Below are 16,185 nucleotides of genomic sequence, written 5' to 3'. Positions count from 1 at the left end.
AGTCCTCAATTAATGCGATTGTGGCAACGCTGCATCTGTGGACTCTTGGTGGGGCTATGGCTGGCCATCTTAACCGGTTGTGGAACAGCACCCCCCACCCAAGGTACCCAGATTGAATTCTGGACGATGCAACTGCAACCCAAATTTACGGATTACTTCAACCGTTTGATTGCTGAATTTGAAGCCCAACATCCCCATGTCCACGTGCGCTGGGTAGATATTCCTTGGACCGCAATGCAGAGCAAAATTCTCATGGCGGTGCTAGCGGGCACTGCCCCCGATGTGGTGAACCTAAATCCCGACTTTGCGGCGCTATTGGCAGGACGCAATGCGTGGCTCAATTTGAATGACTATGTACCGCCGGCTGTACGCGAGCGTTATTTACCAAACATTTGGCAAGCAACCACATTGGAAGGCAAAAGCTTTGCCGTGCCGTGGTACTTGACATCGCGGATAACGATTTATAACAAGGCAATTCTTGCCGCTGCGGGGGTCGATCGCCCCCCCCAGACCTTTGCTGAGCTGGCCAAGGTCGCTAAAGCCGTGAAGGAGAAAACAGGCAAATACGCCTTCTTTATCACAATGGTGCCCGAAGACTCCGCAGAGCTGATGCAGACCATGGTACAGATGGGGGTGAAGTTAGTAGATGCTCAAGGCCGTGCTGCCTTTAATTCGCCCGCAGGCAAGGCTGTTTTCCAGTATTGGGTTGATCTGTATCGTCAAGGACTCTTACCGCCGCAAGTGCTCACCGAAGGCCATCGCCAAGGCATCGAACTCTATCAATCGGGACAAACGGCGCTATTGATGACTAGCCCAGAATTTTTGAACGCGATCGCCACCAATGCCCCCAGTATTGCCGCAGTTTCAGCCCCCGCCCCCCAGGTGACCGGCGAAACCGGCAAGAAAAATGTTGCGGTAATGAATTTACTCGTGCCCCGCCAGAGTCGCCATCCTCAACTGGCCGTAGAATTTGCCCTCTTTGTGACCAATAGTGAGAACCAACTGGCCTTTGCCAAGGAAGCTAATGTCCTGCCTTCCACCAAAGCAGCCTTAGCGGATCCTTACTTTCGCACCGTCAAAGAAAATGCCCCACCTGTGGACATTGCCCGAGCTGTCAGCGCTGCACAAATGAACCAAGCAGAGGTACTCCTTCCCCCCCTGCGGGATATTAAAGAGCTGCAACGACTCCTCTATGAAAATTTACAGGCAGTTCTTTTGGAACAAAAGACCCTTGATCAGGCACTCAAGGATGCAGAAACCACATGGAATAGCCGCTTGGGATAAGTGCCCTCACTGCAAAGGCCAAGGTACTTGAGACTGTTAGCGACTTAAGCTATCAAAGCGGATATTGGCTTGAGCCATGCGTTTGAGGGCTTCACCCAAACGCTCGCGATCGGCAATGAGGCTGATGCGCACATATCCTTCTCCCCCTTCGCCAAACGCATTTCCCGGGGTCACCACCACACCCGTTTCCTGAAGTAGCTTTAGGGCAAAATCGGTGGAACTCATGCCCCTTGGTACGGGTACCCACAGATACATGGTGGCTTGGGGCGGCGTCAGTTGCCAACCCAGTTCATTTAAGCCTTGGATGAGAAAATCACGCCGTTGGCGATAGCGATCGCACACAGCAGCAATGTAGCTATCGGGTAAACTCAGTGCCACCTCTGCCGCCTTCTGTAAAACCGAAAAAACCCCATAGTCCAAATTCGTTTTCAGCGTACGCAAGCCCTGAATAATGTGGCGGTTACCCACCACAAAGCCAACCCGCCAACCTGCCATATTGTAGGTTTTTGAGAGGGTATGGAACTCAACGCCGATATCTTTGGCATTAGGAATTTCCAGTAAGCTAGTGGGTTGATAGCCATCGAAGGCCAGCTCCGCGTAGCAAAGGTCATGCACAAGGAGGATTTGGTATTCGCGGGCAAAGGCAACAATCTCTTCAAAAAAGGAACGGGGGGCGATCGCTGCTGTGGGATTGCTGGGGTAGTTAAAGTACAAAACCTTGGCTTGGCGGGCAATGTCGCTGGGAATCTCACTCAGATCAATGAGCCAGCCTTTTTCTCGCTTGAGAATGAGGGGATAGATGGTGGCTCCGGCAATCGCAGGACCACGAAAATGAGCCGGATAGGCCGGGCTAGGAACAAGTACCACATCCCCCGGATTCACATAGGCCAAAGCAAGGTGCGTCAGTCCTTCTTTTGATCCCAACAGGGGTAAAGCTTCACCATCGGGATCAAGAGAGACGTTGTAGCGCCGCTGATACCAACGGGTAATGGCTTGACGGAAAACGGCTGTGCCTTCAAAGGGGGGATAACCGTGGTAGCTAGGTTCCTCAAAGGCGGCGATCGCTGCTTCAATAACTGGACGAGGGGCGGCGCCATCGGGGTTGCCCATACCCAAGTCAATTAAATCCAGTCCCTGCTGCCGTGCCTTTAGCTTCAGTTCATCGAGGCGGGCAAACACATAGGGTGGCAATGCTCCCAAGCGATCAGCCGGCTGAATCCACTCTAACCCCATTTAGCGGGCACTCCCATCCAAAACTTTGGCGCTGTAACCGACCAGCGTGGATACCATTGCTTCTAGTACCAGATCAGGCGTCACCGGAAACGGCAGATAGTGAATATCGGAGTGGGGCATACAGGCAACCGTGGCAGCGTGTTGGAGTTGTGCCAAGCTGGCCTCTTGAAAGCCCAAGTCCTCTAGACTCAGGGGCAAGCCCACCTGTTCATAAAATTGGCAAAGCTGGTGGCGAGCGCTAGCGGCCAATTGACTGCCTTGGACAATTTCTTCCAAACGCAGTTGCACAAGAATGCCGTAGGCCACCTTTTCACCGTGGAGCGTGCTTTTGCTTTGGGGCAGTTGGGTGAGACCGTTGTGGATTGCATGGGCGGCAACTGTTCGGCATTGGGCGCCTCCCAATCCACCAATCATCCCTGCCATCAAAACACTGGCATCAACCACATTTTCCCAAGCGGGGCTGCCCACATTGGCCAAGGCTTCCGCAGACTGCTGCAAGAGAATATCACGCAATACCCGTGCTTGCTGTACAGCAGCAACAATCAGGGTTTCTTGGCGATGACCGCTACTCACCGAAGCTTCGTACCATTTGGCAAGGGCATCGCCAATACCGGCCAACAGTGTTCGCTTAGGCGCTGTTTGAATTAGGGCGTAGTCCAGCAGCAGCAGATCTGGGCAACGGCGGAGTGCTACATCGTAGGCAAAGGCACCGGCCTCTGTATAGATATTGGAAAGGGCTGTCCAAGCAGCACAGGTGGCTGCTGATGTAGGAATGGTTACCACGGGCAAGTGAAGTTGATGCCCCAAAAGTTTAGCGGTATCTAGGGCTTTACCACCACCAATGCCGATAATCAGATCGCTGCTTTGGGCCTCTTGGCGGAGCTGGGCAAGGGTGGGTTCACTGCACTCACCATGGAATGTTCCCACGGTAAGGGTGAGATGATGGGAGCGGGCGATCGCCTGCCACTCCGGCTCAAGCTGTTGATACCGCCGCGGTGAAACCACTAAAAGGGGACGCCGCCCCAACTGCGCAATGGCTTCTCCTGCTTGGGAGACAATTGACCAACCGCGATAGATATGGGTAGGTGCAACACAAAGGGATGAAAACGAAGCAGCAGTCACAGGCCGTACAAACAATGATTATTTGATCCTCGGGCACAATAGAGCAGTTTTTGCTCTTGCCATAGAGATCTATCTTAATTACTTTTCTGCTGACTTTCCGTTTGTACGTACAGAATAATCAAAAACACCGTTGGCACGATGACAAACAGAGCCGTTGCCACTAAGCCGAAAGGATTGACTTCCATGGTATTTATCCCACAACGCTGAACTTTATTTTATCAATCCTTTGCCTCACTGCGGCGATTCCTCATCGCCAAGGTCGCACTCACAGACTGGGCAATTGTTTGGGCGGTGACAGGAGCAAGCAGAATCCCATTGCGATAGTGGCCAGTGGCCAGCCAAGTGTGGGCGTCTGTTTGTTCGATGATTGGTGCCGGGCGATCGCTAGGGCGAGGTCGCAGTCCCTGCCACTGTTGCGTCAGGGGCGCTGTTTGCAGAATCGGCCAAAGCTCAATGGCTCGTTCATGCAGTTGAGCGAGTGCTTGCGGATTCCCGGTTTGGGTGTTGAACTCGACAGTGGCACCCACCCAGACTCGTCCCCAAGGCAAGGGGACAAAGTGAATTCCTGCCGCTGTCATCACTGGCGTATTGACATAAGTCTCACAGGCAAATTCTAGGGCTTGACCGAGAACAGGTTGCACAGTGACAGGGGAATCGAGGGTTTGAGCAAGGGGCGTTGTCCCTAGACCCGCCGCCAAGATCAGGTATTCAGTTTCAAAGGAGGTCTGATCTAGGTTCAGAATCCACCCCCCTTGGGGCGATCGCTGGAGATGTCTGACAGGACTGTGATAAGCAAACCACACGCCACGCTGACGAGCCGCTTGCCGCAAAGCCTGAGTCAAGGGCTTTGGCGCCACTTGGCGATCGCCTGTTGCCCAGAGGGCGCCGTGAACAAGCCGAGTATTGATCAGTGGCAATTGACGCTCTACTTCTTCTGGAGAAAGCCACTGCACCCCTTGGGGAGCCTCTGCTTGTAGCCATGCTCGGGTGGCGATCGCCTCTGCTTCCGTGGTGCAGATTTCAATAATACCTTGGCGCTGGTAGGGAATCTTAACCCCTGTTTGTGCTTCCAGCTCCGGAATCAGGGTTTCATAACGCGCTAAACTGGCTTGCCGCAGTTGAAAATTACGTCCGCGTCGTCGCCGACTCAGGTGGACAATGAGCACACCCAGAGCCGCACCGGTGGCTTGCCAGTCCTCTTCTCCCTGCGCCTCAAGGACAAGAATCGGCGTTTGCGCAGGATCAAACGCCCGACTAAGTTCGTAGGCAATTGCCGAGCCAACGACTCCGGCACCCAGAATTGTTACTGTTGCATTTGCTGGCAGCACTGTCACAGTGTCGCGACCGTATTGACCAATTCCCAGTTTTCATTTTCGGCAATGGCGCGGCTCAAACGATCAAACCATTCAAAGCAGTGGTTATTTTTCTTCAGGGTCAGTTCTTTATTTTTAAGCACCAGATCAAACTTGGTGACATCACTTTGGGGCGTGGTTTTGTCAATGAGCACTTCAACCGTTACCAGTTGGGACATTGAAACCGTATCGAGCGCACTCTCCCGTGCGACAACATAATCATCCCCCACATGGGTCACTGTTAAATCGCAGGCTTCTAGAGTTTGCACCAGCTCTTCCTTTAGCCGTGCCCGAGGGAGTGCAATCGTAACAACACGAGCATATCGAGCCATAACCGCCAAGTGGTAAACTAGTAATTCGCGAACAATGGTTCTAGTGTAATCACAGAACAGATGGGGTGTCGTTACTGCTGATATTTTTACAAATCGACAGGGAATGAAGCGCTACCCCCATTGTAGGGTGCCCTGCAAAGGACTGGCAGGATGCCGCGATTATATCAAACCTTGCCTCTAAATCGCTGGATTCATGCATTCTTCTGCCCATCCTTACGCTGGTTTGTTTATTGTCCTAGAGGGGGGAGAGGGTGCCGGCAAAACCACCCAAATGGGGGCAATTGCTGCATGGCTAGAGGCAAGTGGCTGGCTGGCAAAATTACGAGCCTCTGACATTGATCCGCCCCTGCTCCTCACCCGTGAACCGGGGGGAACGCCCCTTGGCCAAGGCCTGCGCCAACTCCTCCTCCATAGCGATTTAGAGATTGATCCTATGGCGGAACTGCTCCTCTATGCCGCTGATCGCGCCCAACACGTGGCCACTGGCATCCGTCCGCAACTGCAACGGGGGGGTATTGTTCTATGCGATCGCTATACTGCTTCGACGATTGCCTACCAAGGATATGGGCGGGGACTGGACTTGCAGATGATTCAGCAAATTAACCAAATGGCCACGGGTGGACTGGCAGCAGATTTAATTCTCTGGTTAGATCTCCCCGTGAGGGTTGGCCTGGCCCGTACCCAGCAGCGGGGAACTGCGGATCGCTTGGAGCAGAATGCAGTGGCCTTTCATGAGCGGGTTCGTCAGGGATTTATGACACTGGCTCAGGAGGGGGGCGATCGCTGGCAGCGGATGGATGCCAATCAACCCCTCGATCAGGTGAGTGAAGCCATTCAAAATTGCCTAGCAGCTCATCTGCACCACTGGTTTGAGACCTTGAAGGAACGTTTGCGGCGGGGCGATCGCTAATTGCAAAAGCTCTAGTCCTTCCTGAAAAATTTGCTCAATGGGTAGCATCTGGCCAGCGGTGGTCATAAAGCGGTGATCTGGTGTTGCCCAAATGGTTGATCCATCCTCAAGTTGATATTCATATACGGGACGAAAACCCTGAAAGTGCCACTGGACAATGGGCTGGGTATATAGATGCCCTTGGGAATCAAGACTATACACCTGACAAGCCAGCCGTTCTTGCACTAAGCGGCGAATGGGCACAGCCCCATACTCCACCGTCATCACCGCCGTCTCGCCACTCAGACAGTATTCAGCAAAATCGAGCATCTGCTTAAAGAGTTCTTGGGCAACTGCACTGGGTACACCATTTTTGACCGCTCCTTCAATAAAGAGAGCCTCGTGTTTTTCCATCTCCTCTTTTTTCTTTTTGCCCATGGCGCGGCGCAGCAGGTCCGCTTGACCTAGGGAATAGCCTGCCAAGTCCTGCGCCATCCGCATGATCTGCTCTTGATAACAAAGAACTCCGTAAGTCTCGCTCAATATAGGCTTCAAAAGCTCATGTTGGTATTGAATGGGTTCCCGCCCATGCTTGCGGTCAATGAATTTGGGGATCAGACCTGCATCCAAAGGACCCGGCCGATAGAGCGCCAGCACTGAAGAAATGTCCTCTAAATTGGAAGGCTTAAGTTCTCGGACAATTTGGCGCATCCCTGAAGATTCCAATTGGAAAATGCCCTCCAGTTTGCCTTCCGCCAAGAGTTGATACGTCTTGGCATCGTTGAGGGGTAATGCATCGAGATCAAGGGTTTTGCCGTGGTTTTTCTGGATCAATTCCTGCGTTTTTTGGATCATCGTTAGATTCTTCAGACCCAAAAAGTCCATTTTGAGAAGGCCAAGGGACTCTAGATCTTCCATGAAGTACTGGGTAATCACCGCACCATCGTTATTACGTTGCAGCGGCACCAGTTGATCTAGGGGTTCTGGGGCAATGACGACGCCAGCCGCATGGACGCCGTAGGTTTTGTTGGTGCCCTCAATGCGCATTGCCATATCAATCCAACGGCGCACAACTGGATCGCTGTCGTACTTTTCCTTAAACTCCGGCGAAGGCGTGTCCTCGGAGATCATCACTGCCAATTTGACCGGTTTGCCCCGCACCACCGGAATTAACTTTGCCATTTGATCCGCTTGTTTGTAGGGAATGTCCAGTACCCGTGCTGTATCCTTGAGCACTGCCTTTGAGGTCATGCGGTTGAAGGTGATGATTTGCGCTACGCGATCGCTCCCATATTTTTCGGTGACGTACTGGATTACTTCCTCACGGCGGTCAATACAGAAGTCCGTATCAATATCGGGCATTGACTTGCGCTCAGGGTTCAAAAACCGCTCAAACAGTAAGCCGTGGTGTACAGGATCAATATTGGTAATGCGCAGGGCATAGGCCACAAGGGAACCTGCTGCTGATCCCCGGCCTGGTCCGACGGGAATGTTGTGATCGCGGGCATATTTGATGTAGTCCCAAACCACCAGAAAATAGTTCGAGAACCCCATCTGTTGCAGCATTTTTAATTCATATTCCAGTCGCTGCCGATAGGTGGCATCTAACTGCCGGCGATCGCTGAGGTGAAATCGCTCCAATAACCCCTGCCACGCCACCTGCTCTAGATAGGTATCCGCCGTATGACCCGCAGGTACTGGAAACTCTGGACTTTGGGGTTCACGAAAGATGTTATAGGGTTCAATCTTGTTGGCCACTTCGAGGGTATTTGCCAAGGCCTCTTGAATGACCTCTTCGGGCAAGTGATCTCGAAACAGGCGCGCCATCTCAGCAGCGGATTTCAGGTACTCCGTACCGGTATAGCGCATCCGCTTGTCATCGGTGAGCAGCTTGTTGGTCTGGATACAGAGCAAGGCGTCGTGGGCTTCAACGTCATTACAGGAAATAAAGTGTGAATCATTGGTGGCAATAATTTTGATTTCCAACTCACGGCCAATGCGCACCAGTTCCACATTGACCACCCGATCCTCTTGACTGCCGTGGTCTTGAATCTCAAGGTAAAAATCCTCAGCGAAGGTTTCTTTGTACCACTGGGCAACACGGCGAGCTAAATCAGGTTTGCCCTGTAAAATGGCTTGGGGAATCTCGCCACCCAAACAAGCACTGGTAACAATCAGGCCTTCACGGTACTGCGCCAACAATTCTTTATTGATGCAGGGGCGAGCAAAAATTCCCTTGCCTTGAAAACCTTGAAGATGGGAAATGGTGGTGAGCTTGCATAGATTGTGGTAGCCTTGCTTGTTTTTGGCTAAGACCACTTGATGATAACGGGGCTGACGTTCCTGCTTAGTAATGTCCCCGTTAATCACATACATTTCATTGCCAATGATAGGCTTGAGGGGCTTGCCGCGGCACAACTTTAGCAGTTCAATGGCGCCATACATTACCCCATGATCCGTCAAGGCGATCGCCGGCATTCCCAATTCCATTGCCCGTGCCACTAAGTCGGGAAGTTGACTCGCCCCATCGAGGAGACTGTAATCACTGTGAATATGCAGACCGACAAAGGACATAGGCAATGGAGATTCCCCTTAGCAACCGGTGGAAAACTTAGGACAACTTAGGCAAGCTGTTGAGATAGGCTCTAAAGTCCGCTTCCGCCTCTCGGAAACCCTCTTGAGCCACGGTAATACTATCCAGCTCTGCCCCCTGATCAATCTTTAGAAAGTCATTGGTCAGAGCACGGGTCAAAGCCATCGGGGTCGCCTGATCCTTGGCCAAGAGGTTGCGGTTGAGAGCGCGCATATCCATCAACATTTCGCCGAGGGGGCCTCGCATAATATTGCGCGACTCTTGCCAATCTCCCTTGGCTATGCTGACCTCTAAATCAGCAAAGCGTTCAGCGTTTTTCTCAATGTCACTCCGGTAGTCTTGAATGCGAGTAATTTGCAGCTCAGTATAGGTAGGGGGCGGTGTCGTTGTGGCACTAGGACCGCCACAGCCAACTAAAATAATGGCAAGAACACTTAATAGGATTGAAATTAGGGAGTTTCGATTTAGGCGCAGCATAGAACCTCAGCAGTCAAAGGTGTCATTAAAATACGGTTCTATTCTGCCATGATCCCGCTGCGATCGCCCCTAGCGCAGCGAAGCTGCTCGCCCCCTTGGGGCAAATCTGAAGGGTAATCCTTGGCGTTGAGGGGATGCCCCCACACCACTGTTGCCTGATCGTAGATCACCATGCCCGGATTGGCGCCCTTGGGTTTTTGCACATACTTGCGGCGCGTATAAACCACGGGGACTTGGGCACTGGCGCGGGCTTGGCTATGGTAAGCTGCTAAATCCGCTGCGTATTGAATATCTTTGTCACTGGGCACCTCTCCCGCTTCAAGGCGGAGGATCACATGGCTGCCGGGAATTTCTTGGGTGTGAAACCACCAGTCGTAGGGACTGGCCACCCGAAACGTCAGATCGTCATTTTGGCGGTTGTTGCGCCCCACCAAAACAGTAAAGCCACTCGGTGTTGTGTAGCGGAGGAAAGGACTGGGGGTTGTGGGGGGGCGGTAGTAATCAGGAGCTGTCAGGTACCCCTGTTGAATTAGTTCGGCGTGAATCTCCTCAAGGACATCCAAGGAGGTGGCCGTAGCAAGGGTGGCCGCCACCTGGTCTAAATAGGCCAGTTCACTTTCTGCAGCCGTCAGCAGAGGGCTAATGTGCTGTTGGGCGCGTTTCAGTTTTTGCTGTTGCTTGTACAGCTCTTGAGCGGTTTGGATTGCGCTTTTTTCTGGAGAGAGGGCAATGGCAAGGCGTTCTTGGCTGACAAAGTCCGTCACAATCAGTTCGGTCATGCCGGGCTGCCACAAATGGGCATGGGCCATCAGTAGATCCGCAAGATAGCGCTGGCGATCGCCCCCGGCCGCAGCGGCCAATTGTTCTCGAAAGCCCTCAATCTTGGCAAGGAGTTTCTGGCGTTGGTTCTGTACCGCTTGATGTAACCGTTGCTGAAGTTGCCGTGTTTGCTGCTGCCGCAATTGTTCTTGGTAATAGGTGGCAAGGAGCTGATGGATGGTTATGGTCGGCGGCATCCGACTCCCCAGGGGGGGGATAACGCGATAGCCCGTTGGCGTGAGTTGAGGTACAAAATGCCCGCCTTCTAAACAATCCAGCCAGTGCCGCCAATGGTCAAACAGTTGCCGCCACGCTTCAGGAGTGAGGTCTGTAGTGTGGCTTTCTAGGGACACAGCGGCATCCATCAGGAGTTGCTGTACTAAGGCTGGACTGAGTCCTCGATAGGCCTTGAGGAGTTGCTGCCGCAGCAGTCCAGAGATCACGCTCACCTGTTGTTGCCACTGCTCAAAGGAAATTTCGCGACTGGGCAGGGCTGATGTCAGGGGGGGTGGGGGCACGTAGGGTTGACCGGTTAGAATCGGGCGCAAGCGCGATTGTTGGGCTTTGACTTGGTGGGCAGCGGTTACAATTTCGCCCTCCGCATTGACTAGGATGACGTTGCTGTACTTGCCCATGATCTCTGCATAGAGATACCACTGGGTTGCTTCCTGCGGACGGGGGGCAAATTCCAAAACAACGACGCGCTCCCACGGGTTGACCAACCCCACGCGCACAAGGGCAAGGCGATTGAGTTGGGCATGGAGTTGCTGGCTAAAGGTAAATGTGTCGGGTTGGCGCGGCGGCGGTGGTTCAAAGGCGATGCGTGCCGCCTGAGGATGCCAACTGAGGGTTAACCAACCCTGTTTTTTCAGGGTGCGTAGAGCCAAGGCAATCGTATGGCGATCGCGCTGATAAACTGTTTCTAACCGTGCCGGTAGCCAATGTTGGAGATCGGCACAAACAGCACGTAAGGTGGTCAAGTCAACGGGTTGCACCGTCTAAACTCCGCAACATTTTGAGAGCATCGGCATCAAGCTATACTAGTCTAGCCACTCTCTGGCCTATTGCCACCGCGTTTTCGTCATGGCACTTTCCCGTCAGTATCCCCCTTCCCTGCCGCTAGCTCAGCCTTGGCGACGGGCGATCGCCACAACCATTGACTTTATCTTGATCTGGCTGACGAGTGTTGTCGGTATCACGCCGGGCGCAGCCATTCAGTGGGGTCAAATTGCCGTCTTTGCTCTGGTCTGGTGGCTGTTGCGGGTGGCAATGGTCAATCGCAATCGGGGTCAAAGTCCCGGCCATTGGTTGATGAATGTGCGCCTTTTAGATCAGCGGCAGCGCACTCCGGATCTCCTTGCCCTCAGCAAGCGAGAACTGGTGATTGGCGTGGGGGCACTGTTGACCTTAGCAGGGGTGGAGTCCCATGGACCAAGTATGGCACTAATTATTTTGGCACTGCCCCTAGCTGTGGACTGTAGCTTGGCTTGGATTGATGAAGAGCACCGCACGCTTCACGATCGCTTGGGGGGGACAAAGGTTTATCGCTGTCGGCGGGGCTTTGCCCTTGATCGCAAACTCATCCAACTGGTGAGCAAAATCCGCAAAGATCTGCCATAATTAAAAATTGGCTCACTGGATGAATAGGCAAAACCATGGCTAAAGCAAAAGGCGCCAGAATTATTATTACCCTAGAGTGCACGGAATGTCGCACAAATCCGGCACAGCGATCGCCCGGCGTGTCTCGCTATACCACCACTAAGAATCGCCGCACCACCACAGGACGGTTAGAACTCAGAAAGTACTGCCGCTACTGCAACAAGCACACCATTCACAAAGAAATCAAGTAACTTAGAGGAGAACTATGGCATTTTATCGGCGCCGCGTTTCCCCCATTCCCCCCAACCAGCCCATCGACTACAAAGACGTGGATTTACTCCGCCGCTTTATTACCGAGCGCGGTAAAATTTTGCCGCGGCGGGTGACGGGTCTGACGGCTAAACAACAGCGGCAGCTCGCAGTCGCCATTAAGCGAGCACGGATTATGGCCCTGTTGCCCTTCTTGAATCTTGAAGGCTAAAACTTCGCGATCGCCCTTCATATTTAGAGCTTAAACGGGGTAAGTCTAGGCTTGCCCCTTTATTTTTGCTTGCCCTCCCTTACTCAATGTGCAAATATGAGAATGGTTATCATTCACCTGTTTGCCTATGCCCATTCGCCCTACTCTAAAGCCTTGGGGAGTTTTGGTCATTCTTGGTGTGTTTCTCGGCAGCTGTGCCCCCCAAGCCCAACGACCACAGGCACAAAAGGTAACCCAGCCAGAACCTGAGCTGATAATTGTGACGACCTTCTTGCCCATTACGGCTTTTACGAAAGCAGTTGCGGGCGATCGCGCCACCGTAGAGCAACTTTTACCCCATAACACGGGTCCCCATGATTTTCAAGCGCGGCCTGAAGATGTGCAGCGTCTGAGCACCGCAAGGGTCTTGGTTAAAAATGGCCTAGGGATGGAAACCTTTCTAGATAAACTCATCGAAAATGCTGCCAACCCTGATCTCAAGATTATTGATACCAGTGCGGGAGTGGCGACTATTGCCAGCAAACAGCAGGATCATGACCACAAACACGACCACGCTCACGATCAAGAGGATCACAACCACGGTGAATTCAACCCCCACATCTGGCTCGACCCTAAGCGCGCCATACAGCAAGTGAAAAATATTCGCGATGGTCTCACTGCTGTTGATCCTGATGGTGCAACAATTTACGAGAAAAACAGTGCGGCCTTTATTGAGAAATTACAGGCTCTCGATACACTGGCACGGGAAAAACTCACCCCCTTTGCCGGCAAAACATTTGTTGTTTACCACGATGTGGCTCCCTATTTTGCTGAAAGCTACAACTTGAAGACTACTTACCTTGTGGGCATCCCTTCGGTTAATCCTTCCCCAGACGATGTGAAGCGGGTGATGCAAGCGGTACAGCAAAGTGAATTAAAAACGCTCCTGACTGAACCAGGTCAAGAACAGGTCTTTGAGAGCCTAGCTAAGGATTTGGGGGTGCAAGTGAGTGTATTTGATCCCCTAGAGCGTGCTCCCTCTTTAGCAGATCTCACCCCTGCCTACTTCCTGCAAACCATGGAGCAAAATATCCGCAATCTAGCTGAGGCTTTTGGGGCGCAACAGCGCGCCTATCGTCATCCTGATTCAATTGCTGTGGTGGGATCATGGATGCGGGTGAACATACCCTTCGGGGCAGCGCTGTGAGTGAATACCTACTAGAGGTGGAAAATCTCTCGGTGCGGCGGGGCGATCGCTGGGTAGTGGAAGGGGTGTCTTTTACTCTGTTGCCCCGTATGAACATGGCGGTTATTGGTCCTAATGGTGCAGGCAAAAGTAGCTTGATCCAAGCCATTCTTGGCATTATCCCCTACCAGCGGGGACGAGTAACCCTCTTGGGACACGGCATGGCCTATCGTCGCCCCCTCCCCTATGTGCGCCAGCAGGTGGCCTACTTACCGCAAAACTTTCAGTGTGATCCGCGTATTCCCATCACTGTGGCGGAATTTGTCGGCTTAGGCTGGGGGAAACCCACGGGGCAGTGGCCTTGGCAGTACCGAAAGCAGCGCGATCGCGCCATCTTTGAAAGTCTCCAACGTCTGCACCTAGAGCATCTTGCGGCACAACCCATGAGTTCCCTTTCGGGGGGTGAAATCAAGCGTGCCCTCTTGGCCTATTGCTTAGTGCGACCCCGTCGTCTGTTGATTTTGGATGAGGCTCCAGCGGGTTTGGATCTTCACAGTGAGCAACAGTTCTACGATCTATTGGAGAACCTCAAAGCAAGTGAAGGTTGGGCGGTTCTCCAGATTTCCCATCACCTAGAGCGGGTAAGGGCAACCTGTGATCAAGTTCTGTATCTGAACCGCTCTGTCCAGGGGCTAGGAACCCCTGAGCGGGTGCTTCAACAGTTTGCTGCTTAAACTTGCTATTCTCTTGCAAAGAAATCGAGCAGGATTCGCTGATGGATCTTTCCCAAAGGGCGATCTTCCCCTAGGGTCTTGGCGTAGTGAACCCCCGCCACCACAGAACCATAGGGTACTAAGTCCATGCCCTGCCCTTCGTTGAGTATCAAGGTTTCCAATTCACAGGTTAAAGGGCCTGTGAAAATATAGCGATGCACTTGGGGATCACCGTACTCTCCAAAAAAGGTCAGGTGGGGTGGGAGGTAACCAATTTCCTCATAGACTTCCCGCTGCACACCGTCTATCGGTGCTTCTTCGGGTTCAAGGTGGCCACCAAAAAGTCCCCAGTGGCCGGGATAGAGAATATTGGGATTGTCATCCCGCAGTTGCATCAGAACGCGATCGCCTTGGTAAAGAATGGCAAGGGCAACGGGAACAATTGTTGTTGCTGGCATTGTCTTGCTAAATAGGTCTGTAGATCTACGGTACCCTAGAAGTCGCAATCTTAAAGTAAAATAAAAAGCATAGCCCCTAAAAAAGGTGGCAGGTTGCCAGAGCAAAGACAATCAACACGGCAATCCATGGTGAATTGGACGTAAGGGTACATTTTTAGAGAGGGTTGCCGTTGGCTTGAAGCCCAATCAAGATTGCTCACGCCTATAGCAAATTTTACGTTTTTACATCTTTTTTATAAGATTTTACAAATTGGTACATAATGGCACATTCTTAAGATTGTCTTAATATTTGTCTTGGGGCTCTCTGACCACTTGATTTGATTTCCTTTGTGGAGTTAATTGTCCTATGTTTTACCGTTTAGCCGAACAACACCGCCAGTTTGTTCGCGACTTAGTGCTGAATCTCCAAGCCCTAGCGATCGCCTTGGAAAATCAAGGCTACATGGCCTCTTGCTACACCTGTGGCGGTGAACTTAACAGTGCCTCCTTTATGGTCAGTTTGGCCGACAACCACTTAATTCGCTTTTTGGTCTCTGACTATGGGATCACTTGGACTGAAATGCGCGATGACCGCGAACTTATGAAACTAGAAGGGGCGGAAGCCATTAACCAACTCCAAGAACTGGCCAATCTGCTTAAGAAAGCCAGTGTTCCAGCAACGGTGTAACGATATAAGGATACAGCAGCCCCTTAAACCTTCCCCGTCATTGTGCTGGGGATCGAGCTTCAGTGCTAGCTTAAAAGTAGTGCATCTCAATGCTGCCTCTCTCACGTTGACCCCACCCTCGATGACTGAAGCATCTTTTCGTTGGCAACACCGGTATCTCAGCGTTAACCAAGTGCGCCTGCACTATGTCACCCAAGGCAGCGGTGAGTTGGTGATCTTGTTGCATGGCTTTCCAGAGTTTTGGTACTCTTGGCGATTTCAAATTCCCGTACTGGCTCGTTATTTCAAGGTTGTCGTGCCTGATTTGCGGGGCTACAATGACTCCGAAAAACCAGACCACGGCTATGATCTCGATACCCTTAGCCAAGATGTAACGGCACTAATCCAAGAACTGGGCTATGAACGAGCACATATTGTCGGCCATGATTGCGGCGGCCTGATTGCTTGGCACGTGGCAGCACGCTTTCCGCAGATGGTACAGCATTTAGCGGTCTTGAATACCCCACACCCCTACCGCGTGGGACTAGAACTCTGGCAGCAGTTGGAGCATTTTTGGCGCAATTGGCCACTGCTGGCCTGTCATATTCCCGGTTTGGCGGAGTACTGGCTAGGGCATCATCTGCGTAGTTTTTTGCAGGATCTCTTTCAACGCTACGCCATCCGCAAGGCTGCCTTTTCGGCAGAAACCGTCCAACTCTATCAAGCAGCACTGGAAAAAGCGGGGGCGATCGCTGCTGTTCTTAAAAGTTATCGCCATCTTTTTTCACCCCAGCAGTGGTGGCACCTACTACAACAACACACGGAAGCCATTACTAGCCCCACCCTTATTCTCTGGGGCGCGGATGATCCCCTCACCCAACCCAGCTTGGCCAACGGGATCGAAGCATGGCTCCATGCGCCGTGGCGGCTGAAATACCTGCCTGACTGTGGCCACTGGGCACAACAGGAAGTCCCTGGTCTAGTGAATCGCGAACTCCTTGCCTTTTTGCGGGCATAAAAAA

Annotated in this window: 18 protein-coding genes; 9 read left to right on the top strand and 9 right to left on the bottom strand. The window is 52.4% G+C overall.

Features of this window, described 5'->3' with window-relative positions; translation table 11 throughout:
* Positions 1–12: 12 nt before the first annotated feature.
* Positions 13–1,284, top strand: a complete 1,272-nt coding sequence (locus P3X23_RS09655; RefSeq protein WP_300875995.1) for an ABC transporter substrate-binding protein — start codon at positions 13–15, stop codon at positions 1,282–1,284.
* 36 nt (positions 1,285–1,320) lie between these two features.
* Here the strand turns inward: P3X23_RS09655 and P3X23_RS09650 are convergent, their stop codons facing one another.
* The 5 genes from P3X23_RS09650 to P3X23_RS09630 form a co-directional block, all read right to left on the bottom strand.
* On the bottom strand, positions 1,321–2,517 hold the full coding sequence (locus P3X23_RS09650; protein WP_300875993.1) for an aspartate aminotransferase: 1,197 nt from the start codon (positions 2,515–2,517) through the stop codon (positions 1,321–1,323).
* On the bottom strand, positions 2,518–3,639 hold the full coding sequence (locus tag P3X23_RS09645; RefSeq protein ID WP_300875990.1) for an iron-containing alcohol dehydrogenase family protein: 1,122 nt from the start codon (positions 3,637–3,639) through the stop codon (positions 2,518–2,520). It abuts the gene before it with no gap.
* A 74-nt stretch (positions 3,640–3,713) separates the two neighbouring features.
* Complete coding sequence (psbM, locus tag P3X23_RS09640) at positions 3,714–3,824, bottom strand: photosystem II reaction center protein PsbM (RefSeq protein WP_298613563.1); 111 nt, start codon at positions 3,822–3,824, stop codon at positions 3,714–3,716.
* A gap of 33 nt (positions 3,825–3,857) precedes the next feature.
* The gene (locus P3X23_RS09635) at positions 3,858–4,973 is read right to left on the bottom strand and encodes an FAD-binding oxidoreductase (protein WP_300875986.1); all 1,116 of its coding nucleotides are present in this window, start codon (positions 4,971–4,973) and stop codon (positions 3,858–3,860) included.
* Complete coding sequence (locus tag P3X23_RS09630) at positions 4,970–5,323, bottom strand: hypothetical protein (RefSeq protein WP_300875983.1); 354 nt, start codon at positions 5,321–5,323, stop codon at positions 4,970–4,972. The genes P3X23_RS09635 and P3X23_RS09630 overlap by 4 nt, the downstream gene beginning before the upstream one ends.
* A gap of 193 nt (positions 5,324–5,516) precedes the next feature.
* Here P3X23_RS09630 and tmk point away from each other — a divergent pair, with 193 nt between their 5' ends.
* Positions 5,517–6,233, top strand: a complete 717-nt coding sequence (tmk, locus tag P3X23_RS09625; protein ID WP_300875980.1) for a dTMP kinase — start codon at positions 5,517–5,519, stop codon at positions 6,231–6,233.
* Here tmk and P3X23_RS09620 read toward each other — a convergent pair.
* The 3 genes from P3X23_RS09620 to P3X23_RS09610 are packed head-to-tail and all read right to left on the bottom strand — an operon-like array spanning position 6,168 to position 11,096.
* The gene (locus P3X23_RS09620) at positions 6,168–8,786 is read right to left on the bottom strand and encodes a DNA polymerase III subunit alpha (RefSeq protein ID WP_300875978.1); all 2,619 of its coding nucleotides are present in this window, start codon (positions 8,784–8,786) and stop codon (positions 6,168–6,170) included. The two genes, tmk and P3X23_RS09620, sit on opposite strands and share 66 nt — an antisense overlap.
* Positions 8,787–8,823: 37 nt before the next feature.
* On the bottom strand, positions 8,824–9,282 hold the full coding sequence (gene psbQ / locus P3X23_RS09615; protein ID WP_300875975.1) for a photosystem II protein PsbQ: 459 nt from the start codon (positions 9,280–9,282) through the stop codon (positions 8,824–8,826).
* A gap of 38 nt (positions 9,283–9,320) precedes the next feature.
* Entirely contained in the window at positions 9,321–11,096 is a 1,776-nt protein-coding gene (locus tag P3X23_RS09610) for an NFACT RNA binding domain-containing protein (protein ID WP_300875973.1), read from the bottom strand.
* 88 nt (positions 11,097–11,184) lie between these two features.
* Between P3X23_RS09610 and P3X23_RS09605 the strand changes: the two genes are divergently transcribed.
* The 5 genes from P3X23_RS09605 to P3X23_RS09585 all read left to right on the top strand — a co-directional run bounded on the left by P3X23_RS09605 (position 11,185) and on the right by P3X23_RS09585 (position 14,080).
* A complete protein-coding gene (locus P3X23_RS09605; RefSeq protein ID WP_300875971.1) occupies positions 11,185–11,721 on the top strand; it encodes an RDD family protein in 537 nt (178 codons plus the stop codon).
* Positions 11,722–11,756: 35 nt separating this feature from the next.
* Positions 11,757–11,951 (top strand): 50S ribosomal protein L33, encoded by a 195-nt coding sequence (gene rpmG / locus P3X23_RS09600; RefSeq protein WP_300875968.1) that lies wholly within the window; start codon positions 11,757–11,759, stop codon positions 11,949–11,951.
* A gap of 14 nt (positions 11,952–11,965) precedes the next feature.
* Complete coding sequence (gene rpsR, locus P3X23_RS09595) at positions 11,966–12,181, top strand: 30S ribosomal protein S18 (RefSeq protein ID WP_181494593.1); 216 nt, start codon at positions 11,966–11,968, stop codon at positions 12,179–12,181.
* A 127-nt stretch (positions 12,182–12,308) separates the two neighbouring features.
* A complete protein-coding gene (locus P3X23_RS09590; RefSeq protein ID WP_300875965.1) occupies positions 12,309–13,367 on the top strand; it encodes a metal ABC transporter substrate-binding protein in 1,059 nt (352 codons plus the stop codon).
* Positions 13,364–14,080: a metal ABC transporter ATP-binding protein gene (locus P3X23_RS09585; RefSeq protein ID WP_300875962.1), complete on the top strand. Its 717-nt coding sequence runs from the start codon at positions 13,364–13,366 to the stop codon at positions 14,078–14,080. The genes P3X23_RS09590 and P3X23_RS09585 overlap by 4 nt, the downstream gene beginning before the upstream one ends.
* Positions 14,081–14,085: 5 nt before the next feature.
* Here P3X23_RS09585 and P3X23_RS09580 read toward each other — a convergent pair whose 3' ends face one another.
* Positions 14,086–14,517 carry an NUDIX hydrolase gene (locus tag P3X23_RS09580; RefSeq protein WP_300875959.1) on the bottom strand — a complete coding sequence of 144 codons (432 nt, stop codon included), beginning with the start codon at positions 14,515–14,517 and terminating at the stop codon, positions 14,086–14,088.
* A 346-nt stretch (positions 14,518–14,863) separates the two neighbouring features.
* Here P3X23_RS09580 and P3X23_RS09575 point away from each other — a divergent pair, with 346 nt between their 5' ends.
* The gene (locus P3X23_RS09575) at positions 14,864–15,184 is read left to right on the top strand and encodes a DUF1815 family protein (RefSeq protein WP_300875957.1); all 321 of its coding nucleotides are present in this window, start codon (positions 14,864–14,866) and stop codon (positions 15,182–15,184) included.
* A gap of 121 nt (positions 15,185–15,305) precedes the next feature.
* On the top strand, positions 15,306–16,181 hold the full coding sequence (locus P3X23_RS09570; RefSeq protein WP_300875953.1) for an alpha/beta hydrolase: 876 nt from the start codon (positions 15,306–15,308) through the stop codon (positions 16,179–16,181).
* Positions 16,182–16,185: the final 4 nt, after the last annotated feature.

Origin of the sequence: Thermosynechococcus sp. Uc, assembly GCF_029335995.1 — a bacterium.
In the GTDB taxonomy this organism is placed as follows: Bacteria; Cyanobacteriota; Cyanobacteriia; order Thermosynechococcales; family Thermosynechococcaceae; genus Thermosynechococcus.
Note: the sequence above shows the minus strand (reverse complement) of the source record. Positions and strands in the feature narration are given on the sequence as shown.

Bases quoted from the DNA above. Each gene is read 5' to 3' on its own strand.
- psbM (WP_298613563.1), bottom strand. From the start codon at position 3,824: ATGGAAGTCAATCCTTTCGGCTTAGTGGCAACGGCTCTGTTTGTCATC.
- rpsR (WP_181494593.1), top strand. From the start codon at position 11,966: ATGGCATTTTATCGGCGCCGCGTTTCCCCCATTCCCCCCAACCAGCCC.
- tmk (WP_300875980.1), top strand. From the start codon at position 5,517: ATGCATTCTTCTGCCCATCCTTACGCTGGTTTGTTTATTGTCCTAGAG.
- P3X23_RS09655 (WP_300875995.1), top strand. From the start codon at position 13: ATGCGATTGTGGCAACGCTGCATCTGTGGACTCTTGGTGGGGCTATGG.
- psbQ (WP_300875975.1), bottom strand. From the start codon at position 9,282: ATGCTGCGCCTAAATCGAAACTCCCTAATTTCAATCCTATTAAGTGTT.
- P3X23_RS09570 (WP_300875953.1), top strand. From the start codon at position 15,306: ATGACTGAAGCATCTTTTCGTTGGCAACACCGGTATCTCAGCGTTAAC.
- P3X23_RS09580 (WP_300875959.1), bottom strand. From the start codon at position 14,517: ATGCCAGCAACAACAATTGTTCCCGTTGCCCTTGCCATTCTTTACCAA.
- P3X23_RS09630 (WP_300875983.1), bottom strand. From the start codon at position 5,323: ATGGCTCGATATGCTCGTGTTGTTACGATTGCACTCCCTCGGGCACGG.
- rpmG (WP_300875968.1), top strand. From the start codon at position 11,757: ATGGCTAAAGCAAAAGGCGCCAGAATTATTATTACCCTAGAGTGCACG.
- P3X23_RS09605 (WP_300875971.1), top strand. From the start codon at position 11,185: ATGGCACTTTCCCGTCAGTATCCCCCTTCCCTGCCGCTAGCTCAGCCT.
- P3X23_RS09575 (WP_300875957.1), top strand. From the start codon at position 14,864: ATGTTTTACCGTTTAGCCGAACAACACCGCCAGTTTGTTCGCGACTTA.
- P3X23_RS09590 (WP_300875965.1), top strand. From the start codon at position 12,309: ATGCCCATTCGCCCTACTCTAAAGCCTTGGGGAGTTTTGGTCATTCTT.
- P3X23_RS09620 (WP_300875978.1), bottom strand. From the start codon at position 8,786: ATGTCCTTTGTCGGTCTGCATATTCACAGTGATTACAGTCTCCTCGAT.
- P3X23_RS09650 (WP_300875993.1), bottom strand. From the start codon at position 2,517: ATGGGGTTAGAGTGGATTCAGCCGGCTGATCGCTTGGGAGCATTGCCA.